22 protein-coding genes are annotated in these 22,367 nt (G+C 64.6%); 14 read left to right on the plus strand and 8 right to left on the minus strand.

What is annotated here, in order from left to right; all coding sequences use genetic code 11:
- Positions 1-3 precede the first annotated feature (3 nt).
- Positions 4-2,691 carry a DUF4118 domain-containing protein gene (locus VA599_RS10265; protein ID WP_021476359.1) on the plus strand — a complete coding sequence of 896 codons (2,688 nt, stop codon included), beginning with the start codon at positions 4-6 and terminating at the stop codon, positions 2,689-2,691.
- A gap of 20 nt (positions 2,692-2,711) precedes the next feature.
- Complete coding sequence (kdpE, locus tag VA599_RS10270; protein ID WP_021476360.1) at positions 2,712-3,428, plus strand: two-component system response regulator KdpE; 717 nt, start codon at positions 2,712-2,714, stop codon at positions 3,426-3,428.
- A gap of 7 nt (positions 3,429-3,435) precedes the next feature.
- Here the strand turns inward: kdpE and VA599_RS10275 are convergent, their stop codons facing one another.
- The 3 genes from VA599_RS10275 to VA599_RS10285 form a co-directional block, all read right to left on the minus strand.
- Entirely contained in the window at positions 3,436-4,029 is a 594-nt protein-coding gene (locus VA599_RS10275; RefSeq protein WP_346788480.1) for a TetR/AcrR family transcriptional regulator, read from the minus strand.
- A 314-nt stretch (positions 4,030-4,343) separates the two neighbouring features.
- On the minus strand, positions 4,344-4,610 hold the full coding sequence (locus VA599_RS10280; protein WP_346788481.1) for a hypothetical protein: 267 nt from the start codon (positions 4,608-4,610) through the stop codon (positions 4,344-4,346).
- Between the two features lie 182 nt (positions 4,611-4,792).
- On the minus strand, positions 4,793-4,966 hold the full coding sequence (locus VA599_RS10285) for a hypothetical protein (RefSeq protein WP_346788482.1): 174 nt from the start codon (positions 4,964-4,966) through the stop codon (positions 4,793-4,795).
- 31 nt (positions 4,967-4,997) lie between these two features.
- Between VA599_RS10285 and VA599_RS10290 the strand changes: the two genes are divergently transcribed.
- The 9 genes from VA599_RS10290 (at position 4,998) to VA599_RS10330 (ending at position 14,155) form a co-directional block, all read left to right on the plus strand.
- Entirely contained in the window at positions 4,998-6,080 is a 1,083-nt protein-coding gene (locus tag VA599_RS10290; protein WP_346788483.1) for a hydroxymethylglutaryl-CoA synthase, read from the plus strand.
- Positions 6,081-6,103: 23 nt separating this feature from the next.
- A complete protein-coding gene (locus VA599_RS10295; protein ID WP_021476364.1) occupies positions 6,104-7,300 on the plus strand; it encodes a thiolase family protein in 1,197 nt (398 codons plus the stop codon).
- An 11-nt stretch (positions 7,301-7,311) separates the two neighbouring features.
- Entirely contained in the window at positions 7,312-7,752 is a 441-nt protein-coding gene (locus VA599_RS10300) for a Zn-ribbon domain-containing OB-fold protein (RefSeq protein ID WP_346788484.1), read from the plus strand.
- Positions 7,753-7,846: 94 nt separating this feature from the next.
- Positions 7,847-8,896, plus strand: coding sequence for a type III polyketide synthase (locus VA599_RS10305; RefSeq protein ID WP_021476366.1), 1,050 nt, complete (start codon positions 7,847-7,849; stop codon positions 8,894-8,896).
- 163 nt (positions 8,897-9,059) lie between these two features.
- Entirely contained in the window at positions 9,060-10,343 is a 1,284-nt protein-coding gene (locus tag VA599_RS10310) for an MFS transporter (protein WP_346788485.1), read from the plus strand.
- 301 nt (positions 10,344-10,644) lie between these two features.
- Positions 10,645-10,944, plus strand: coding sequence for a hypothetical protein (locus tag VA599_RS10315; RefSeq protein ID WP_346788486.1), 300 nt, complete (start codon positions 10,645-10,647; stop codon positions 10,942-10,944).
- A 140-nt stretch (positions 10,945-11,084) separates the two neighbouring features.
- Positions 11,085-12,482: an MATE family efflux transporter gene (locus VA599_RS10320; protein WP_346788487.1), complete on the plus strand. Its 1,398-nt coding sequence runs from the start codon at positions 11,085-11,087 to the stop codon at positions 12,480-12,482.
- Positions 12,479-13,504 carry a UDP-N-acetylmuramate dehydrogenase gene (gene murB / locus VA599_RS10325; RefSeq protein ID WP_346788488.1) on the plus strand — a complete coding sequence of 342 codons (1,026 nt, stop codon included), beginning with the start codon at positions 12,479-12,481 and terminating at the stop codon, positions 13,502-13,504. Before VA599_RS10320 ends, murB begins: the two co-directional genes overlap by 4 nt.
- A gap of 42 nt (positions 13,505-13,546) precedes the next feature.
- Positions 13,547-14,155, plus strand: a complete 609-nt coding sequence (locus tag VA599_RS10330) for an HAD family hydrolase (RefSeq protein WP_346788489.1) — start codon at positions 13,547-13,549, stop codon at positions 14,153-14,155.
- Here VA599_RS10330 and VA599_RS10335 read toward each other — a convergent pair.
- Positions 14,150-14,536 carry an MAPEG family protein gene (locus VA599_RS10335; protein WP_346788490.1) on the minus strand — a complete coding sequence of 129 codons (387 nt, stop codon included), beginning with the start codon at positions 14,534-14,536 and terminating at the stop codon, positions 14,150-14,152. The two genes, VA599_RS10330 and VA599_RS10335, sit on opposite strands and share 6 nt — an antisense overlap.
- A 25-nt stretch (positions 14,537-14,561) precedes the next feature.
- Positions 14,562-15,236 carry an energy-coupling factor ABC transporter permease gene (locus tag VA599_RS10340; RefSeq protein WP_346788491.1) on the minus strand — a complete coding sequence of 225 codons (675 nt, stop codon included), beginning with the start codon at positions 15,234-15,236 and terminating at the stop codon, positions 14,562-14,564.
- A 129-nt stretch (positions 15,237-15,365) separates the two neighbouring features.
- Here VA599_RS10340 and nadC point away from each other — a divergent pair, with 129 nt between their 5' ends.
- Positions 15,366-16,205, plus strand: coding sequence for a carboxylating nicotinate-nucleotide diphosphorylase (gene nadC, locus VA599_RS10345; protein ID WP_346788492.1), 840 nt, complete (start codon positions 15,366-15,368; stop codon positions 16,203-16,205).
- Between the two features lie 82 nt (positions 16,206-16,287).
- The gene (locus tag VA599_RS10350) at positions 16,288-18,159 is read left to right on the plus strand and encodes a sensor domain-containing diguanylate cyclase (RefSeq protein WP_158677559.1); all 1,872 of its coding nucleotides are present in this window, start codon (positions 16,288-16,290) and stop codon (positions 18,157-18,159) included.
- A 16-nt stretch (positions 18,160-18,175) separates the two neighbouring features.
- Here VA599_RS10350 and VA599_RS10355 read toward each other — a convergent pair whose 3' ends face one another.
- The 3 genes from VA599_RS10355 to trxA all read right to left on the minus strand — a co-directional run bounded on the left by VA599_RS10355 (position 18,176) and on the right by trxA (position 20,607).
- A complete protein-coding gene (locus VA599_RS10355) occupies positions 18,176-18,787 on the minus strand; it encodes a CoA pyrophosphatase (RefSeq protein WP_046158203.1) in 612 nt (203 codons plus the stop codon).
- Positions 18,788-18,897: 110 nt separating this feature from the next.
- Positions 18,898-20,154 carry a transcription termination factor Rho gene (gene rho, locus VA599_RS10360; RefSeq protein WP_021476377.1) on the minus strand — a complete coding sequence of 419 codons (1,257 nt, stop codon included), beginning with the start codon at positions 20,152-20,154 and terminating at the stop codon, positions 18,898-18,900.
- Positions 20,155-20,280: 126 nt separating this feature from the next.
- Positions 20,281-20,607, minus strand: coding sequence for a thioredoxin TrxA (trxA, locus tag VA599_RS10365; protein WP_021476378.1), 327 nt, complete (start codon positions 20,605-20,607; stop codon positions 20,281-20,283).
- Between the two features lie 201 nt (positions 20,608-20,808).
- Here trxA and fabI point away from each other — a divergent pair, with 201 nt between their 5' ends.
- Positions 20,809-21,597 carry an enoyl-ACP reductase FabI gene (gene fabI / locus VA599_RS10370; protein WP_021476379.1) on the plus strand — a complete coding sequence of 263 codons (789 nt, stop codon included), beginning with the start codon at positions 20,809-20,811 and terminating at the stop codon, positions 21,595-21,597.
- The last annotated feature ends 770 nt before the right edge of the window (positions 21,598-22,367 follow it).

Raw genomic sequence — 22,367 nt, forward strand, 5'->3', positions numbered from 1 at the left:
CGCATGACCGATCAGCGCCCCGACCCGGATGCCCTGCTGGATGAACTGAAGCGCGAAGAGCTGGAGGCTCAGCGCGGACGGCTGAAGATTTTCTTCGGCGCCTGCGCCGGCGTCGGCAAGACCTTCGCCATGCTGGCCGCCGCGAGGATCAAGCAACAGGAGGGGGTCAAGGTGCTGGTCGGGGTGGTGGAAACCCACGGCCGCAAGGAAACCGCGGCCCAGCTGGACGGCCTGGAAGTGCTGCCGCCCAGCCGGATCGAGTACAAGGGCCGCGCGCTGTCGGAATTCGACATCGACGCGGCGCTCGCCGTCAATCCGCAACTGATCCTGATCGACGAGTTCGCCCACTCCAACGCCCCCGGCTCTCGCCACCCCAAGCGCTGGCAGGACGTGGAGGAGTTGCTCGCCGCCGGCATCGATGTCTACACCACTCTCAATGTGCAGCACCTTGAGAGCCTTAACGATGTGGTCGGCCAGATCACCGGCATCATCGTCAGGGAAACGCTGCCCGACCATGTGTTCGACATGGCCGACGAAGTCTCGCTGGTGGATTTGCCGCCGGACGAGCTGTTGTCCCGCCTCGCCGCCGGCAAGGTCTATCTGCCGCAGCAGGCCGAGCGCGCGGTGAAGAATTTCTTCCGCAAGGGCAATCTGCTGGCGCTGCGCGAACTGGCCCTGCGCCGCACCGCCGACCGCGTCGACGCGCAGATGCGCGCCTACCGCGCCGATCAGTCGATCAAACCGGTCTGGCACGCGCGCGAGCGGCTGCTGGTCTGCGTCGGCCCCGGACCGGGCACCGAGAAGCTGGTGCGCAGCGCCAAGCGGCTGGCCGCCAATCTGGACGCCGACTGGATCGCCGTCTACGTGGAGACGCCCAAGCTGCAGCGGCTGCCGGAAGAGCAGCGCGCGCGGATATTGAAGGGGCTGAGGCTGGCGCAGGAGCTGGGCGCCGAAACCACGGTGCTGGGCGGCAGCTCGCTGGCCGCCACCTTGCTGGCCTACGCCCGCACCCGCAACGTATCCAAGCTGGTGGTCGGAAAATCCAGCCGCGGCTGGATCGCCCGGCGGTGGGAAGGCTCGCTGGTCGCCGAGCTCAGCCGCCTGTCCGGCGACGTCGACGTCTACGTGGTGGCGCATGAGCTGGAGGAAGACGCGGACAAGCGCGGCAAGCGCGTGCCCAGCCTGCTGTTCAGCGACAGCGAGTCCGGCAACGCCGCGCGCGGCTACCTCGCCGCCGCCGCCATCTGCTTCGCCACCACCGAGCTCAACCACCTACTGGTACCCTATTTCGCGCTGTCCAACGTGATCATGGTGCATCTGCTGGCGGTGGTGCTGATCGCCACCCGCTACGGCCGCGGCCCCGGCGTGCTGGCGTCCTTCCTGTCGGTGGCGGCGTTCGATTTCTTCTTCGTGCCGCCGCAGCTGTCGTTCGCGGTGTCCGACACCCAATACCTGCTGACCTTCATCGTGATGCTGGTGGTGGCGCTGATCATCAGCCAGCTGACCGCCCGCTTCCGCTTCGAAGCCACCATCGCCACCTACCGCGAGCGCCGCACCCGCGCGCTGTACGACCTGGGCCGCGAACTGGCCGGCGCGCTGACCGCCTCGCAAATCATCGAAACCGCGGTCGGCCGGCTGGAGCCGCTGTTCCGCGCCAAGGTGATGCTGTTCATTCCCGACAGCGAGGACCGCCTGCGCGCCGCCACCGACACCGGCAACGACGCCGACGCCGGCGTCGCGCAATGGGTGTTCGACAACCAGCAGCCGGCCGGACTCGGCACCAACACGCTGCCGTCCAACGCCGCGCTCTACGTGCCGCTGAAAGCGCCGATGCGGGTGCGCGGCGTCATCGCGCTGCTGCCGGAGGAAACTGTCCATCCCTTCCTGCCGGAGCAACAGCGGCTGCTGGAGACCTGCGCCGCCCAGATCGCGCTGGCGCTGGAGCGGGTGCATTACGTGGAAGTGGCGCAGGACGCCATCGTGGCGATGGAATCGGAGCGGCTGCGCAACAGCGTGCTGTCGGTGGTGTCCCACGACCTGCGCACGCCGCTGACCAATATGCTGGGCATGGCCAATATGCTGAACGCCCCCACCCTGCCGCCGGGCCAGCAAGCCGAGATCGCCCAGTCCATCCAGGACGAGGCGCTGCGGATGACCAAGCTGGTGACCAATCTGCTGGATATGGCCAAGCTGCAGTCCGGCGTCAAACTGAACAAGGAATGGCAACTGCTGGACGAAGTGGTCGGCAGCGCCGTGCGCGCCTGCGAGCGCAGCCTGCGCCGCCACAAGCTGGAGCTGGATCTCAGCCGCGACCTGCCGGTGCTGGAATACGACGCGGTGCTGATCGAGCGCGTGCTGGTCAACCTGCTGGAGAACGCCGGCAAGTACACGCCGGCCGGATCGCGCATCGAGCTGGCCGCCCGCCACGACGGCGACAAGGTCCGCATCACCGTCACCGACGACGGTCCGGGCCTGCCCGCCAGCATGGAACACCGCGCTTTCGACAAATTCACGCGCGGCGCGCCGGAATCCACCACGCCCGGCGTCGGCCTGGGCCTGGCCATCTGCCGCGCCATCATTGAAAACCACGGCGGAACGATAGAAGCCGGCAATGTCCGTCCGCACGGCGCCCGCTTCTGCTTCACGCTGCCGGCGGGCGCGCCTCCCGCGCTGCCGCCGGACGACGCCTGATACCACAAGAGCGACAAGACATGAACGACGCACCCATTTCCGTAGTGATCATCGAAGACGAAAAGCCGATCCGCCGCTTCCTGTCGGCGGCGCTGGAAGAGGAGAATCTTACCGTCTACGAGGCCGAGACCGGCAAGCAGGGACAGATAGAGGCTGCGACCCGCAAGCCCGATCTCGTCATCCTGGACCTGGGCCTGCCGGACATGAACGGCATAGACGTGATCAAGAGCCTGCGCGAGTGGAGCGACATCCCCATCCTGGTGCTGTCGGCCCGCACCCAGGAGACCGAGAAAGTGGCGGCGCTGGACGCCGGCGCCGACGACTACCTGACCAAGCCCTTCGGCGTCGCCGAATGCCTGGCCCGGATCCGGGTGCTGCTGCGCCGCCGCATCCACGGCAGCGCGGCGGCTCAGCAAACTTTCCAGTTCGGCGACATCAAGGTGGATCTGGTCAACCGCCTGGTGCACAAGGGCGAAACGCCGGTGCATCTGACGCCCATCGAATACCGCTTGCTGTCCACGCTGATCCGCAACGCCGGCAAGGTCATCACCCACCGCGAGCTGCTGCTGGCGGTATGGGGGCCGTCATTCTCCGAACACAACCAATATCTGCGCGTCTACATGGGCCATCTGCGGCAGAAGCTGGAAGACAATCCGGCGATGCCGCGCCACATCGTCACCGAAACCGGCGTCGGCTACCGGCTGGTGGAGCAGGAGCTGCGCCAGCCGGCGGATTGAAAGCCTTTCAGCGCGCGGCGGCGCCGGACAGCAGCATGCCGATGAAGGCGTCGATGTCGCGCTCGGCGTCCAGTTGATCGGTCAACAGCCGATACCAACAGAAGCCGAATATCATGTCCAGCAGCAGCTCCAGATCGGCGTCCGCCGCCAGCTCGCCGCGCCGCTCGGCGCTTTCCAGCAGCTGGCGCGGCAACTCTCGCCGGCGGCCCATGAATTCGTTCTTCATCTGCATCAGGGTCTGCGGGTCCAGCTGCGCCTCGGCGATCACGCTGCGGAACGCCTCGCCGCAGATCGAAGAGCGCCACACCCGCCATAGATTGTGCAACAGGAAGGACAGGTCCTCCCTCAGCGAACCGCATTCCGGAAACTGCCTCACCTGCCCGCTTTCGCTTTCATACACCTCGGCGATCAGCGCCGCCTTGTTCGGCCACCAGCGATAGATGGTCGGCTTGCTGGCGCCGGCCCGCCGCGCCACCGACTCGATGCTGATGCCGCAATAGCCGACTTCCTTGAGGATTTCTATCGTCGAAGCCAGGATCGCCTGATGCGTCTGCGGATTGCGCGCGGCTCCGGTCGAGCTTCTTATGGTGTTCTGCGACATGGGAATCCATCCTCCTATTCCATTCATGATTAAAATGCCGCCGGCGAGCGGTGCGCCTCTCCAGCGGGTCTCGGCGCTGCGCGGAAAGCCGCGCGGGCATGATGGCGAGGCTAATCCTGGCGGCCTGCGTGACAGAGAAAAAACGAAACGTTTCGTTTTATTATCATGCGTCAAGACTCTGCTGAAACAAAATGCCCGCAGACCATAAACGCCAACCGAGCCGACATTCTTATCTTTTCCAAACAAGCAAAGGCATCGGCGCATGCATGCAGGACAACTGCGCCGAAATCAAAAATATCGTGTGCGGCAACATATCACCGAACCGCCTCGCCGCGACACTCATCGCCGCCGCCACCGTGTCTTGCTTTGTAAAAAAACAACAACAAACCAATGAATCCTTCAGACCAGAAATTCATTCCAAAGATAAAATTCTTATAAAAAACAATATCAAAACAAACAAATATCACTCCATCCGGCTGCCTGCGCCAAGTTCTGCCAGCCAACAATACCGCCAGTAAAAAAACCTTGTCCTCAAACAACAAAACCGCATAAGCGCTAAAGAAAATTTCCAGCTCAAGCAAAAATTGTCCACTTTTCATCAATTGCGCAGCAAAAAAATCTCACTTTGCTTAGTCTCGATTGATGAATCATCAAGAAAAACCAAACTAGAACAGACATTCACGCAGACTCCATACCTGCCGCGCGCCGTCGATTCATTCAAACCATCATCTCAAATAACATTTCAATTAGTCCATTTTGTTCATTAAGAAAATAATTCATGCTCGGCTGAAATTATAAGTTCACGAAATTTACCATTGACACGAAATGCCAATGGCATGCTAACTAAAAAAAGGAAACGGTACGTTTCGTATTTTTTAGCGGCATGCCCGTCCATCACGCCAAAATCTTCGGCGCCAAACGGGCTGCGACCGCCCACGCACAATCCTGTTTAGCGAAGAGGAAGCGCCATGAAGAAGGCAGGCATAGTGAGCTATGGCAGCGCCATCCCGGTTTGCCGGCTCAAGATAGAAGATGTCGTCGACGTCTGGAAAAACACTGAAGCCGCGTTGGTGCGCGACCATCTGGGCGTCAGCGAACGCGCGGTGCTGCAGCCCGACGAAGACGTGATCACGCTGGGCGTGCTGGCCGCTCAGCGCGCGCTGGAACACGGCGGGCACCCCAGGCTGGACGCGCTGTACCTGGGCACCTGCACCAACCCGTACGAATCCCGCGCCTCCGCCGCCGTGATCCTGGAAATGCTGGGCCAAGGCTATGACCTGTACTGCGCCGACATCCAGTTCGCCGGCAAATCCGGCACCTCCGCGCTGCAGATCGGCCAGGCCCTGGTGAGCGCCGGCATGGCGGAACACGCGTTGATCGTCGCCGCCGACGCCATCGGCCGCCACACCGCGCCGGGCGATCTGACCGAGTCCTACGCCGGAGCCGGCGCCGCCGCGCTGGTGCTGGGCAGCGGCAAGGTCATCGCCGAGATCGACGCCACCTTCTCCTGCGCCGCCGACGTCGCCGACAACATCCGCCCGCAAGGCGAGCGCTACATCCGCTCCGGCATGGGCCTGGGCTCGGACAAGAACGGCATCGGCCTGGAAGAGCAGACCCGCCGCTCGGTGCGCGGCCTGCTGGACAAACTGAAGGCTTCGCCGTCGGACTTCGACTACGCGGTGTTCCAGCAGAACGTGGCCTCCACGCCGCGCTCGCTGGGCCGGCAGCTGGGCTTCGCCGCCGAGCAAGTGGAAGCGGCGCTGTTCGCCGGCAGCGTCGGCGACACCGGGGCGGCCAGCCCGCTGCTGGGCCTGATCCAGGTGCTGGACCAGGCCCAGCCCGGCCAACGCATCCTGCTCGCCTCCTACGGCTTCGGCGCAGGCAGCGACGCCGTGGCACTGACGGTGACAGACGGAATCGTCGAACACCAGCGCCGCGCCAAGCCGCTGGCCGCGCAACTGGCCGCCAAGCGCCATATCGATTACGGCACCGCGATCAAGTACGAGTTCAAGTACCTGCGTCCGGACTACGCCCTGACCGCCTACCTCTGAGATCGAGCAACAGGAGAATAATCATGAGCGCACGACGCGTCGCCATCGTGGCCGCGGCCTACACGCCCAAGCCGGGCAGCAGCCGGGTCCGCCAGACTTTCAAGGAAATGATCGTCGAGTCGTCCTACCAGGCCTTGGCCAACGCCGGCATGGATGCCCGCGAAATCCAGGGCGTGGCCTATGGCTACCACGGCGAGGGCATCTCGGAATACGGCGGCCTGGGCCCGACCATTTCCGACACGCTGGGCGTCAGCCCCGCCCCCACCTTCATCACCAGCTCGAACTGCACCAGCAGCTCGGTATCGTTCCAGATGGGCCACCAGATGGTCGCGTCCGGCGAGTACGACATCGTGTTGTGCGGCGGCTTCGAGAAGATGACCGACCACTTCAACTACGCCGAATACATCGGCTCCAGCACCGAGTGCGAGTACGACTACTTCCTGGGCATCTCGCACACCGACGCCTTCGCGCTGGCCACCTCGGAATACTTCCATCGCTACGGCTACGCCGGCCGCGAAGCCGACGTGCTGGCCGCCTTCGGCCGCCAGATGCGCGTCTATGCCCACAACACGCCGACCGCCACCCGCTTCGGCCAGCCCATCCCCTCGCTGGACGAGCTGAAAAAGAGCGAGGCGCACGGCTCGATGCTCGCCTGGGGCGAGGCCAGCGGCTGCGCGATCCTGGTGGCCGAGCACCTGGCGCACAAGTACACCGACAAGCCGGTATTCATCAAAGGCTGCGCCTACACCGGCGTGTCGCACTACTTCGGCACCCGCTACCACAATCCGACGCTGCGCCACCCAGGCCTCGCCACCGACACCGGAATGGCGCTGTCGGCCAACTCGGTCGCCTGCGCCGAGATCGCCTACAAGAAAGCCGGCATCAGCGCCAAGGACATCGACGTGGCCCAGGTCTACGACCTCTTGGGCGCCGGCCTGATCCAGATGGAATCGATGGGCATCTGCAAGCCCGGCCAGGCCGGCCATTTCGTACTGGAAGGCGGCATCGCCATCGACGGCGAAGTGCCCTTGAACACCGACGGCGGCAACATCGGCCGCGGCCACGCCTCCGGCTGCGACGGCATCCTGCACATCACCGAGCTGTTCCGCCAGCTGCGCGGCGAGTCCGACAACCAGGTGAAGAACGCGCGCATCGCGGTATCGCAGAACCTCGGCGGCTACGCCGCCCACAACTCGGTCATCGTACTGGGCAACGAATAAGGAGCGTCAGCATGTCCCTGTATCCGGAACACATCCACCGCATGACCACCGCCAGCATGCTGCGCGAATGGCGCGAGCATGGCGGCAAGTACCGCCTGGAAGGCACGCGCTGCAAGGCGTGCGGCGAAATCTTCTTTCCGCGCCGCAGCGTGTGCGGCGCCTGCAACTCGCAGAGCGTGGAAACCTACCGCTGCGCCCGCGCCGGCGTCATCGTCGCGCTGTCGGAAGCCGCCAATCCCATTCTCGCCGGCATGGGCTACGGCGAGACCGTGCCGCGCCACATGGCGATGCTGAAGCTGGACGACGGCATCGGCCTCGCGTCCGAAGTCGTGGACGTGCTCGACCCGTCCCGGCTGAAGATCGGCGCCCGCGTGCGCATGGTGCTGCGCAAGCATGTGCGCGAGAGCAACCTGGCCTGGCAATACGCCTACAAATTCGTGCTGGAAGATTGATCGCGGCCGGGCGGGACCCGTCGCCCCGCCCAGCGCGCTGGATGAAAACGACGCCCCCGAATCTTAGCCACTCACTGATATAAAGGTCTGAACCATGTCCACGCTCTGCCAACCGTCCGTGCTGTTCCCGCAATACAAGATCACCCAGGCCCAGATGATCGAGCACCTGGAAGAACTGCACGGCGATCATCCGCGCCTGCCGCTGGCGCGCAGGATGATCCAGAACACCGAGGTGAACACCCGCCACCTGGTGCTGCCGATCGACGAATTGTCGGTGCACACCGGCTTCACCCACCGCAGCATCGTCTACGAACGCGAGGCGCGGGCGATGTCGTCCAAGGCCGCGCTGCAGGCGCTGGAAAGCGCCGGCCTGACGCCGCAGGACATCCGCATGGTGATCGTCACCTCGTGCACCGGCTTCATGATGCCGTCGCTGACCGCCCACCTGATCAACGACCTGAACATGGCGCAATCGACGATCCAGCTGCCTATCGCCCAGCTCGGCTGCGTGGCCGGCGCCGCCGCCATCAACCGCGCCCACGACTTCGCCAGCCTGGGCGGCCGCAACCACGTGCTGATCGTGTCGCTGGAATTTTCGTCGCTGTGCTACCAGCCGGACGACACCAAGCTGCACGCCTTCATCTCGTCCGCGCTGTTCGGCGACGCGGTGTCGGCATGCGTGGTGCGCGCCGACGACGACGCCGCCGGCTTCCACATCAAGGGCACCCGCTCCTTCTTCCTGCCCAAGAGCGAGCACTTCATCCGCTACGACGTCAAGGACACCGGCTTCCACTTCACGCTGGACAAGGCGGTGATGAACTCGATCAAGGACGTGGCGCCGGTGATGGAGGAGCTGAACCAGCAGGTATACAACCAGCAGTGCTCGTACAACGACTTCTTCGTGTTCCACACCGGCGGCCGCAAGATTCTGGACGAACTGGTCAACAAGCTGGAGCTGCCGGCCGAGAAGGTGGCCCACTCCCGCAACAGCCTTTCCGAAGCCGGCAACATCGCCAGCGTGGTGGTGTTCGACGTGCTGAGCCGCCGCTTCGCCGCCAACACCGAAGAGGGCTCGATCGGCATGCTGGCCGCCTTCGGCCCGGGCTTCACCGCCGAAATGGCGGTGGGCCAGTGGGCGGCCTGAGGCCATCCGCCTGACAGGCGCGCCAGAACGGCGCGCCTGCCCTCTCCCGTCGTCTCCTTCCCTTTCGCCACTCCCGCCGCGGCCAGCCGCCGGCCATCGGCTCCCGATTCATGCGGGCGGCCGCGGGCAGGCTCGCCCGTCGGCGACGCCTCAGGAAAACGCGATGAACAAGCAAACGCTGCCCGGCCCCGGCGCCGGGCGACACGAAACCATCATGGTGGCGCTGCTGTCGCTGGGCTTCGGCCTGGTGGGGCTGGACCGCTTCATCATCCTGCCCTTGTTCCCGGTCATCATGCGGGATCTGCAGATGAACTATCAGGACCTGGGCAACCTGTCCGCCGCGCTGGCCATGGCCTGGGGCCTAGCCGCGCTGACCGTGGGCGGCATGGTGGACCGCCTGGGACGCAAGGCGGTGCTGGTCGGCTCGCTGCTGCTGGTTTCGGCGCTGTCCGGCCTATCCGCGCTGGCGGGCGGCCTATTCGGTCTGCTGGCGCTGCGCGCGCTGATGGGCGTGTGCGAGGGCTTGTTCACGCCCGCCGGCATCACCGTCGCCACCGAGGTGTCCCACCCGGACCGGCGCGGCTTCAATCTGGGCGTGCAGCAAGCGTTGTTTCCGGTGCTGGGGCTGGCGCTGGGGCCGCTGATCGCCGTCTGGCTGCTGGAAACGCTGCGCTCCTGGCGCGGCGTGTTCGCCGTGGTGGCGCTGCCCGGCTTCCTGCTGGCCTGGCTGATCCACCGCCATTACCGGCCGGAGCTTGGCCACCTGCCCCCCGCGTCCGGCCAACCCGCCGGCGCTCCCCTGCCATGGCGGCAGTTGCTGCGGCTGGGCAATATCCGCCTGAACGTGCTGCTGATGTTCTGCATCCTGGCCTGCCAGTTCGTGCTGTGCGCGATGCTGCCCAACTATCTGACCGACCACCTGCGGCTGTCGACGATGGAAATGGCGTCGGTGATTTCCGCCATCGGCATCGGCGGCTTCATCGGCCAGTTGATCGTGCCGGGCCTGTCCGACCTCTACGGCCGCAAACCAGCGGTGATGCTGTCGTTCGCCGCCAGCGCGGCGCTGGTGCTGCTGCTCAAGATGGCGCCGGCCCAGCCCTGGCTGCTGTTCATCCTGCTGTTCGGCATTTCCTTCTTCAACTGCAGCCTCACCTGCCTGACCGTGGGCCCGCTGACCGGGGAGTCGGTGCCCGCCGCGCTGCTGCCGGCCGCCACCGGCATCGTGGTGGGACTGGGCGAGGTGTTGGGCGGCGGCGCGGCGCCGGCGCTGGCCGGCCTCGTCGCCACCCGCTTCGGCCTGCCCGCAATCCTCTACGTGGCGCTGGGCGGCAGCCTGGGCGGCCTGGCGCTGTCCACGCGGCTGAAGGGGCCTAGGGAAGAGCCTTCCAGCCTGCCGATACCCGATGAAATCCCGCCGACCGTCCGCGCGCTGCCGGAGCGGGGCTAGCGGAAAAGCGGTGTTGACAGCCCGCTGCCATCGGCATAATCTAATGCTCATGCGCCGATTTGACACAGCTTGCGGGCGCTTGATAAATGCCAGCTAAAGCGTATTCGGATCAACCCGCTTGCGCTTAATGGCCAGCGGGTTTTTTCATGGCTGGCCGGGGCATGCTCTCCCGCAGGCGGTTTCGGATCGGTTCAGGCGCCGAGTTAATGACAACTTGCAGGGCGCCGAAAAATCCTGCTAAAGCGTCGCCGGCCATCCAGGCCCGGCACGCGCAGCGCGACCGAACCTGGGAGAGCCAAAAATGTACGACTGCCTGCAAGACAGCTATACCGATTTCTCTTTTGCGATTTTTGATGCCGTGGGAAGACCTCGCCCCCTCTGTGGCAGCCTGAGCGCCACACCGCTGCCGTCTGGCGACGACAGCGCCCTGCACGACCTCGCCGCCTTCGCCCGCGACCAGGGCTATGAGATAGACCGCTGCGAACGGCAACTGACCGTCCGCGACATCAGCCTGGCCGACGCGCTGGCGATCAACACCCGCTTCGGCGGCGAGCTGATCATCAGCTGCGATCTGCGGCGCGATCCGCCGGTACGGTTCTAAGCGCGTCCTGCCAAGCGCCTGGGTCTATACTCCGTAGCGCAACGTGGCGCATGTCCACGGGGCTTGGCCGTCCTTATGCAGACAGTATGCGGGCGGGGCGGCTATAATCGGCAGTTTCTGCCCCAAATCCGCAGGACCGCATGCTGTTCGAACTCAACCGCGCCTCGCGCGCCGAAATCCTGGCCGAAGCGCGCCAGATCGCCGGCCTCGCGCTGCCGATGATGGTGGCCCAGATCGCCCAGGTGGCCACCAGCTTCGTCGACACCGTGATGGCCGGCCGCGTCGGCACCGACGACCTGGCCGCCGTGTCGCTGGGCGCCAGCGTGTTCATCACCGCCTACGTGACGCTGATGGGCGTGGTCGCCGCGCTCAATCCCATCCTGTCCCACCACCTGGGCTCCCGCGACCAGCGCGCCTTCGGCCACGACGCGGCCCAGGGTTTGTGGTTCGGCCTCATCCTCGGCATCCTAGGCGGCGGCCTGATGCTGGCGCTGGAAGCGCCGCTGCGCCACTGGCTGCACCTGCCGCCCGAGGTCACCGACAAGGTGATGCTGTTCATCACCGGCGCGGCCATCGGCATGCCGGCGGCGATGATCCACCGCGCGCTGCACGCCTACGCCTCCAGCCTGGGCCACCCCAAGGCCATCATGGTGGTCAGCCTCTTGGCGCTGGCTCTGAACGTCCCACTCAACTACATCCTGATCCACGGCCTGTTCGGCATGCCCAAGATGGGCGGCGCCGGCTGCGGCTGGGCCACCGGCATCGCGTTCTGGTTCAACTGCCTGGCGCTGCTCGCCTATGTCAGCTGGCATCGCAATTTCCGCGACAACCGCATCCTGGCCGGACTGGCCGCGCCGGACTGGCGCCGCTTCCTTGCCTTCTTGAGGCTGGGCGTGCCCATCGGCCTGTCCTTCTTCGTCGAAGTGAGCCTGTTCTCCTTCATCGCGCTGCTGATCGCCGAGCTGGGCACCGTGGTCGTGGCCACCCACCAGTCGGTGCTGAACTTCTCCAGCCTGATCTACATGCTGCCGCAAAGCGTGGCCACCGCGCTGTCGGTGCGGGTCGGCCATCACGCCGGCGCCGGCGACTACAAGGCCGCCCGCTTCATCTCCGGCGTCGGCATGCTGATGGGGCTGGCGATGGCCGGCGGCGCGATGCTGCTGGTGCTGCTGCTGCGCGAACCCATCATGTGGATGTACAGTACCGATCCCAGAGTGATCGCGATGGGCACCTCGCTGCTGCTGTTCGCCGCCGTCTATCAACTGACCGACGCCGCCCAGACCATCGCCTCCGGCGCGCTGCGCGGCTACAAGCTGACCGCGGTGCCGATGCTGATCCACATCACCTCGTTCTGGATGGTGGGCCTGGGCCTGGGCATGCTGCTGGGGCTGACCGACTGGATCGTGCCGCAGATGGGCATCTATGGCTTCTGGACCGCGCTGGTGATCAGCCTGACCGTGGCCGGCCTGCTTCTGACCTATTATCTGGCCCGCGCCAGCCGCAAGCGGCTGCACCGCGACCAAGGAATCCTGTTATGACCCTGCAGTTTCGCGCGGATGTCGACCTGCGCCCCCACAACACCTTCGGCATGGCCGTCCGCGCCGCGCATTTCTGCCAGTTGGACGATGCGAGCGACCTGCCGGCCCTGCTCGCGCATCCGCTGTACCGACAAGGCCCGGTGCTGTGGCTGGGCGGCGGCAGCAATCTGCTCCTCACCCGCGACTATCCCGGCCTGGTCATCAAGGTGGCGCTGGCCGGTATCCGTCTGCTGGGCGAGGACGGCGATGACGTGATCGTCGAGGCCGCGGCCGGCGAGAACTGGCATGGCTTCGTCCAGCACGCGCTGGCCCAAGGCTGGTTCGGCCTGGAAAATCTCAGCCTGATACCGGGTACCGTCGGCGCGAGCCCGGTGCAGAACATCGGCGCCTACGGCGTCGAAGTGAAGGACCGCCTGCTGGAAGTGGTCTGCGCGCAGCTGGACCGGAACGGCGAGGCGCTGACGCTGTCGAACGCCGAGTGCCGCTTCGGCTACCGCGACAGCGTGTTCAAGCATGAGGCCGCCGGCCGGCTGCTGGTGACGGCGGTCCGTTTCCGGCTGCCCCGCCGCGCCGAACTGCGCACCGGCTATGGCGATATCCAGAAACAGCTGCAGGCCGACGGCGTGGAGCAACCCACGCCGCTGGACGTCAGCCGCGCCGTGGTCGCCATCCGCCAAAGCAAGCTGCCCGATCCCGCCGTGCTGGGCAACGCCGGCAGCTTCTTCAAGAATCCGGTGATCGCCGCCGGACTAGCCGCCGCGCTGCTGGAGCGCCATCCGCAGTTGCCGCACTACCCCGCCGCCGACGGCCGCGTCAAACTGGCCGCCGGCTGGCTGATCGACCAATGCGGCCTGAAGGGCTACCGCGACGGCGACGCCGGCGTGCACAACAGACAAGCGCTGGTGCTGGTCAACCACGGCGCGGCCAGCGGCGCTCAAATGCGCGCGCTGGCGCGCAAAGTGCAGGATGCGGTCAAAGAAAGATTCGGCGTGGAGCTGGAGCCTGAGCCGCTGATTCTGTAAGCCCCGCGGCCGTCCCGACAACGCAATATCCTTGGAGAGCAAATGAGCAAGCAAGCGGAAGTATTGGTATTCGATCTGGGCGGCGTCTTGGTGGACTGGAACGGCATCGATCCGCTGGTGCGGCTGTCCGGCGGCAAACTGGAGCGCGAACAGGCGCGCCTGTTCTGGATCAACAGCCCCTGGGTGGCCAAGCTGGATCTGGGCGAATGCGAGCCGCGGGAGTTTGCCGCCGCGATGACCGACACCCTGCAGCTGGGCGTGGACGCCGATGCGATGCTGCGGCAGCTGTCAGACTGGCTGGCCGGCGCCTACCCCGGCGCCCGCGAACTGCTGGCCGACCTGTCCACCCGCTTCCCGCTGGCTGCGCTCAGCAACAACAACGCGCTGCACTGGGACAAGATAGACCGCGAATTCGGCTTGCTGCCGCACTTCCGGCACACCTTCGCCTCCCACCTGCTGCATCTGCGCAAGCCGGATGCCGCCGTTTACCAGCACGTCCAGCAAACCCTGGGCGTCGCACCGGAAGCCATCGCCTTCTTCGACGACAACATCGAATGCGTGGAAGCCGCGCGCGCTCAGGGCTGGCAAGCCTTCCACACCGCGGGCCTGCCCCAGGTCCGCGCCGCGCTGCAGGCGCAGGGCTGGCTATAAGGCGATGACGCCGCCGGCGCGCAGAAACAGGTAAAGCACGGCCAGCAGGCCGATCAGCCAGGCCAGCGAGCGCAGCGCCGCCTTGTCCGCCACGTACAGCAGGCCATGCGCGACGCGCGCCAGCGCGAACACGGCGGCGGCGGCGTTCATCTCAGCCACCGGCACCTTCATCAGCCAGGCGGCCGTTACGGCCGCCAGATAGGTGGGCAGCGCCTCCCAGGCGTTCTGCTGCGCCCAGTTGGCGCGCTGGCGGTAACCCGCCAGCTGCGCCGCCCACTCCCGCGGACGATGGTTGTCGTAACGCACCCCGGCCTTGGCCACGCCAGCCCAGATCAGCGGCAGCACCGCGGCCAACAACAGACTCCATAGTACGAACGGCATCGACTTCTCCTTGTCTTGACAGCGCTCAGCCGGGGCCCGGCTTGCCTCCAAGATAGCGCCCGTCGTCAAAGGTCGCCACCCAGCGCGGCTTGTACACCACCAGCACCGCGAGCAGCAAGCCGGTGGTGAAGGCTTCCGACCACGACAGCAAGAAGTAATAAGGCAATGCTTCCTCCAACAGCGCGTCCCAGGGATAGGCGCCGGCCAGGCCCAGCGCCAGCACGCCGCACAAGGCCGCCGCCAGCAGGCTGGCTCCGCCAGCCAGGAAGCCGTTGACGAAGACGTAGATGAAAAAATGCGCGGGCAAGCGCCGCCGCGCCAGCTCCAGCATGCCGGATGTCACCGCCACCGCGGGCAGAGCCGTCAATAGCCAATTGAGCCCCAGCGCCCGCCAGTCGGCGTGGCCGGCCGCGGCCAAGGCCAGCTGCACCACCGCCAATGCCAGCATCGCCAGCCACGGCCCCATCAGCAAGGTGAACAAGGCCGCTCCCAGCAAATGGAAGGACAAACCCGGCTGCAGGCCGCCGCGCAGCAGCCATAGCGCCAGATCCAGCACGCAGGCCCCCATCCAGGCATTCAGCGCGGCCGGATCCAACATGCGCCATCGCACCCGGAACGCGGCGAAAGCCAGCGCCCCGGCCGCGAGCGCGCCGGCCAGCCACGGCGCCCAGCCGGCAAACAGCAATGCGGACAAATCCATGACGTTCAAATCAAAAGAAACCGGGCTTCAGCATAACAGATGCCCGCGCGCCCTCCGGGACTTTCGCCGCCAGCGGACGCGCCAACTCCGGCTCCTGCCGTTACAATACGCTTTTGGATGGAGACCTTCATGCCCCTGCCCGCCCACCACCTGATCGCCCAACACGTATCCCTGGCCCTGGCCGAAGACATCGGTTCCTGCGACTGGACCGCCCGGCTGATAGCCGCAGACAAAACCGGCGCCGCCCGCGTGATCGCCCGCGAAGACGCGGTGATCTGCGGCCAGGCCTGGTTCGACGAGTGCTTCCGCCAGGTGGACGCGGGCTGCGCGGTGGAATGGCTGGCGGCCGAAGGCGAACGCGTGGAAGCGGGCCGCGAGCTTTGCCGGATCAGCGGCCCGGCCCGCGCGCTGCTCACCGCCGAGCGCAGCGCGCTCAATTTCCTGCAGCTGCTGTCCGGCGTCGCCAGCGAGACCCGCCGCTACGTCGACGCGGCGGCCGGCCATCGCGCCCGCATCCTGGATACCCGCAAGACCGTGCCCGGCCTGCGCCTGGCGCAAAAGTACGCAGTCACCGTAGGCGGCGGCGCCAATCAGCGCATCGGCCTGTTCGACGGCATCCTGATCAAGGAAAACCACATCATGGCCGCCGGCGGCGTCGCCCAGGCGATGGCCAAGGCGCAGACCGGCCTGCCGCCGGGCGTCACGCTGCAGATCGAAGTGGAGTCGCTGCCGCAACTGGAGGAAGCGCTGAACCACGGCGCCAAACTGGTGCTGCTGGACAATATGTCGCTGGACGACATGCGCCGCGCGGTGGAGATCAGCGCCGGCCGCGCCGAGCTTGAGGCCTCGGGCGGCATCGACCTCGACAGCGTGCGCGCCATCGCCGCCACCGGCGTCGACCGCATCTCCGTGGGCAAGCTGACCAAGGACGTGCGCGCGCTGGATCTGTCCATGCGCTTCACCCTGTAACGCGCTACGCAGCCATGGGCAGAGCTGTCATACTGGGGACATGCCTACTATAAGCAAAGCATAGCCCTCACCGTTCATGGACATGACTCCGCCCAGATTCGGCTCCCGCTCCGCCCGCCACGCCAAATGGGGGGCCGCGCTATTGTTGCTGGTGACCCTCGCGTTGCTGGCGGTGGACCTGTCCACCAGCTACCGCCAGCTGGAAACCGAGGCCGGCCGGCAAGCGAGCGGCCTCAGCCAGCTGCTGGCGGAAAGACTGAGCTCCGGCATACACGAGGCCGGCCTGATCCTGCAGAGCAGCAACCAGATTCCCGAAATCCAGCGCCTGCTGCGCAGCGGCACGTTGGAGCCCGGCACGCGCCAGAACCTGACACAGAAACTGCTGCAGCTGCTGCAGCTGGCGCCCTACCTCAGCCGCGTCGAAATCGTGGACACCGCCTGCCAGACGGTGTTCAGCAGCAAGCGCGACAGCGCATCCCCCCCGCACCACAACGAATTCTGCCGCTGGCTGCACCGGATCGACCCCAAGGAAAGCAACTACACCACGGTGATACACAGCCCCACCGACGGCGGCATCGTGCTGGCCAACAAGCTGTACGACGGCGAAGGCAACCTGATCGGCATGGCCACCGGCCTGATCAAGCACAACTTCATCCAGGACGAGGTCAGCCGGCTGACGGTTGGGGAGCACGGCGAGATCCTGGTGCTGGACCAGCGCCAGCTGACGGTGACGCGCTGGCCTCAAACCAGCGGCAACGATCCGCAAAGCTACCGGCCGCTGCAGCCACGCGAAATCCTGTCCCACGACCCCGGGCAGATGCTGTTCGACGCGCCATCCAGCTTCGACGGCCGCGAACGGCTGTACAGCATGCGCCAGACCGGCAACTACCCGTTCCAGGTGGCGGTGGGCCTGTCGCGGCGCGACTTCACGCGCTACGTCTGGGACAAGGCCTGGCTGGCGATCCCGGGCTGGCTGTTCCTCTCCGCGCTGACCCTGCTGGCGCTGCGCAAGCATCTGTCCAATCTGCGCCAGCACCAGCTGCTGCTGCAAGGCAACGAGCGCATACGCGCCAGCGAGGAGCAGGCCAGGCTGATCCTGGACACCGCTCCGCTGGCGCTGCTGCTGGTGAACCCCCAGACCATCCGCATCCGCCACGCCAACTCACCGGCGCGGGAAATGCTGGGCCTGCCGCCGCGCGATCCCGAGCAGGCCGCCGACAATGAATTGAACCTGCCCTTGAAGCTGCAGCCGGTGGAGCAATGGCTGCGCGAGGGAGAGGACGCGTTGCAGCAAGAGGTGGAGCTGGAGCTGGAGGACAAGAGCCGGCTGTGGGCGATCGCCTCTCTGCGCCGGCTGGGGCACGACAGCCAGCCGTCGGCGCTGATCGCGTTGTATGACATCTCCGGCCGCAAGCTGCTGGAACAGCAGTTGCACGAAAGCAATCAACAACTGGCCGAGATGGCGGTCACCGACCCCCTGACCCGCCTGTACAACCGCCGCCACGCCGACATGGTGCTGCGCGACGAGATCAGCCGCTGCGAGCGCTACGGCCAGACCATGGCCATCGCGGTGTTCGACATCGACCACTTCAAGCGCTTCAACGACCAATATGGCCACCAGGCCGGCGACGACGTGCTGGTGGCCGTCGCCAACGCGCTGCGCGACACCACCCGCAACACCGACATCAACGCGCGCATCGGCGGCGAAGAGTTCATGGTGATCTTCCCCTACACGCGGCTGCGCGACGCGCAAAAAGTGATGAGCCGGCTGCAGATCGCGCTGACCCACACCACCTTCCCCTTTGTCGAACAACGCATCACCTTCAGCGGCGGCGTCACCGACTGGCGGCCAGGCGACAACCCGGCGCTGATGATGTCGCGCGCCGACAAGCTGCTGTACGACGCCAAACAGTCGGGCCGCAACGTGGTGCTGTCGGATCAGGAAGAAGCTTGAGCCGGCGAATCCGGCGTTAGAAAGACGCGCCGCCCAGCGCGTCCGCCAGCATCCACATCATCGCCGCGGTTGCGCCCCAGATGGTGTGCCGGTCCCATTGCAGCGACAGATACTGGCCGGCCACCCCATCGCGGACATAGTCGTGGCGGCTGTACGCCTGCCGATCCAGCAGCAGCGGCAGCGGCACTTCGAACACCTCCGCCACCTCGTCCGGCGCCGGCGCCAGCGCCAGCGGCGGATGCAGCAGCCCCACCACCGGCGTGACCAGATAACCAGTCACCGTCACGTATTCCGGCAAGCTTCCCAGCACCCGCACCGACGATTCCGGCAGGCCGGTCTCCTCGCGCGCCTCGCGCAGCGCGGCCGCCTGGGCCGACGCGTCGCCGCTCTCCAGCTTGCCGCCGGGAAAACTGACCTGGCCTGGATGGCTGGACAGGTGGTCGGTGCGGCGGGTGAACAGCACCGTGGCGCCGTCCGCGTGCCACACCAGCGGCACCAACACCGCGGCAGCCTTCAAGCCGGGCGATGCCGCCCGATAGGGCAAATCGGCCACCCTGCCGGTGAAATCGTAGGATTGCAGCCGTCCGGCGATCATCGCGGCGGCCTCGTCTGCCTCCATGGACCACATATCGTTATCCTTTTGTCTCCCGGCGCCCGCTCTTGCGGCGGACATGTCTCCAATGTACCAAAAAAAATGCCAGACCGGCATGGTCTGGCATCTTGGCTGGCGGATATCGCTCAGCGGCGCATCGAGTCGAAGAAAGCCTGGTTCGACTTGGTGGCCTTGATCTTGTCCTGCAGGAATTCCATCGCCTCCAGGTCGTCCATCGGGTACAGCAGCTTGCGCAGCACCCAGATGCGCTGCAGCTGGTCCTGCGGAATCAGCAGCTCTTCGCGGCGGGTGCCGGAGCGGTTGATGTTCATCGCCGGGAAGATGCGCTTTTCGGCCATCTTGCGGTCCAGATGGATTTCGCAGTTGCCGGTGCCCTTGAATTCCTCGTAGATCACATCGTCCATGCGGCTGCCGGTGTCGATCAGCGCGGTGGCGATGATGGTCAGGCTGCCGCCCTCCTCCACATTGCGCGCGGCGCCGAAGAAGCGCTTGGGACGCTGCAGCGCGTTGGCGTCCACGCCGCCGGTCAGCACCTTGCCGGAAGCCGGCACCACGGTGTTGTAGGCGCGGGCCAGACGGGTGACGGAGTCCAGCAGGATGACCACGTCCTTCTTGTGCTCGACCAGGCGCTTGGCTTTTTCGATCACCATCTCGGCGACCTGCACGTGGCGGGTGGCCGGCTCGTCGAAGGTGGACGACACCACTTCGCCGCGCACCGAGCGTTGCATTTCCGTCACTTCTTCCGGACGCTCGTCGATCAGCAGCACGATCAGCACCGCGTCGGGGTGGTTGGCGGTGATGGCGTGGGCGATGTGCTGCAGCATCACGGTCTTGCCGGACTTCGGCGGCGCCACCAGCAGCGCGCGCTGGCCGCGGCCGATGGGCGCGATCAGGTCGATGATGCGGCCGGTGATGTTTTCTTCGGCGCGGATGTCGCGCTCCAGCTTGAACTGCTCGGTCGGGAACAGCGGCGTCAGATTCTCGAACAGAATCTTGTGCTTGGAATTCTCCGGCGCCTCGCCGTTTACCTTATCCACTTTCACCAGCGCGAAATAGCGCTCGCCATCCTTCGGCGTGCGGATCTCGCCCTCGATCGAATCGCCGGTATGCAGATTGAAGCGGCGGATCTGCGAGGGACTGACGTAAATGTCGTCAGGGCCCGCCAGATAGGAGGTATCCGGGCTGCGCAGGAAACCGAAGCCATCCGGCAACACTTCCAGCGTACCCTCGCCGAAAATGCTCTCGCCCTTCTTGGCCTGGTTCTTCAAAAGCGCAAAGATCAGATCCTGCTTGCGCAACCGGTTGGCGCCGTCGATCTCGTTGGAAATGGCCATTTCAACGAGCTCGGATACGTGGAGATGTTTGAGATCAGATAAGTGCATAGCGGTCGTGAGGTCGACTCGGTAGTAATGAGGCGGAGCGCCTATCGGGGGTGTGGAAGCGTAAACGAAACGGGCGGCTTGTTTATGCCACCCGTCATGAAAGATTGTGCGTGGAGAATAGACGCTTTACAGTTGACTGTCAATGAAGGCGGTCAGCTGACTCTTGGACAGCGCTCCCACCTTGGTGGCGGCGACTTGGCCGTCCTTGAACAGCATCAGAGTCGGGATGCCGCGGATGCCGAATTTGGGCGGAGTCTGCTCGTTCTGGTCGATGTTCAGCTTGGCGACTTTCAGCTTGCCTTCGTATTCCTTGGCCACTTCGTCCAGGATCGGAGCGATCATCTTGCACGGACCGCACCATTCGGCCCAGTAGTCGACCAGCACCGGGCTGTCGGCCTTCAGGACATCGTTTTCAAAAGAATCGTCGGTTACGTGCAGGATCAGATCGCTCATGGCTTCCTCGTCAAAATTGGGTGTGCTTAATTCGGGATGGTAGCAAGCGGCGGAGCGGGCGGCAACCTGCGGCACAAAGTTCCCTTCCCCCTTCGTTCAAGGGGTTATCCTCGCATAAACGAGCGCCTGACTTCGACGACGCTGCTGCAAATCGCCGGCATTCGGTATAATGACCGGCTGTTTACATGAGAAGGACACCAAATGGGCTTTCTGCAAGGCAAGAAAATCCTGATCACCGGCATGATCTCCAACCGCTCGATCGCCTATGGCATCGCCCAGGCCTGTCATCGCGAAGGCGCCGAGCTGGCGTTCACCTACGTGGTGGACAAACTGGAAGACCGCGTCCGTGAAATGGCGGCCGACTTCGGCTCCAAGCTGGTTTACCGCTGCGACGTGCAGAACGACGACGAGATCAACCAGCTGTTCGCCGACCTTGCCAAGCAATGGGACGGCCTGGACGGCCTGGTGCACTCGATCGGCTTCGCCCCGCGCGAAGCGCTGGAAGGCGACTTCCTGGATTCTCTGAGCCGCGAAGCGTTCCAGATCGCCCACGACGTGTCGTCCTACAGCTTCCCGGCGCTGGCCAAGGCCGCGCGGCCGATGATGCAGGGCCGCAAGGCCGCGCTGCTGACGCTGTCCTACCTGGGCGCGGTGCGCGCGATCCCGAACTACAACGTGATGGGTCTGGCCAAGGCCAGCCTGGAAGCGTCGGTGCGCTTCATGGCCGCCAGCCTGGGCAAGGAAGGCATCCGCGTCAACGGCATCTCCGCCGGTCCGATCAAGACCCTGGCCGCCGCGGGCATCTCCGGCTTCTCCAAGCTGCTGAACATGGCCTCCAGCCAGGCCTGCCTGCGCCGCAACGTGACCACGGAAGAAGTGGGCAACGCCGCCGCCTTCATGCTGTCCGACCTGGCTTCCGGCATCACCGGCGAGATCACCTACGTCGACGCCGGCTACAGCGTCAATGCCTTGAACGTGCCGGAAGAATAAGCGCTTCCGCGTTCCAGACGTGTAGGCGGTCAGAGTAACTGAAGGCTTTGGTCAAAGTTAATGAAAACGCACCATAGTGGTGCATACCAAGAACAACTGAAGGACTTTGAATTAAGGCTAGCTATTTAGCCCAAGACCAACGTCGAGCACTAAAGCCATAACCTGACTTTTACACAGCCTCAATGCTGTCGTAGTAAGTCTCTTCATTACTAAATCTTAAGGGATTTCAGAATTCTGAAAACCTCTCCTGATTTTGGTAAGGGCTTTTTGTTTTTTAAATATTTAGCTCATAAATTTCTAATCAGGGCCTCGACCGCTTTCGGTTGCGGCCCTTTTTCTTTTGATCAGCATCTCACATCCCTTTAAAGCTTCAAGCCCCCTCCTCTTTTCCCCACGTACGGCAACTCAAAACCTCGGAATTAGCCCAAAAAACCCCTGATTCACAGAGAAACTTTATTTGGACTCTCGCCTAGAATCCAGTATCGATTTTTCGTCAGCGAAAGGAGAAACATAAAGCAGCCATCAGAATTTTTACAAACAGCCAAATAGATCATGTACTTATCACCCCAAAGGAGATTTTTCACTGCCGACAATAATCGGAATTTGGGCGCGCGCGGCCCTACCCGCATAGAAAGGGACAACCTTTAGAACTAATCTGATAAATGAGGAAAATCAATATGAAACAGAGGAATAGAAAAGAAAGGATCGTCATGACGTAAGCACCGCAAAGCAAGATCGCACTATTGCGAACGCCAGATAGCAAACAGGGC

The organism is Chromobacterium indicum (assembly GCF_039708975.1).
GTDB classification, from domain to species: Bacteria; Pseudomonadota; Gammaproteobacteria; order Burkholderiales; family Chromobacteriaceae; genus Chromobacterium; species Chromobacterium piscinae.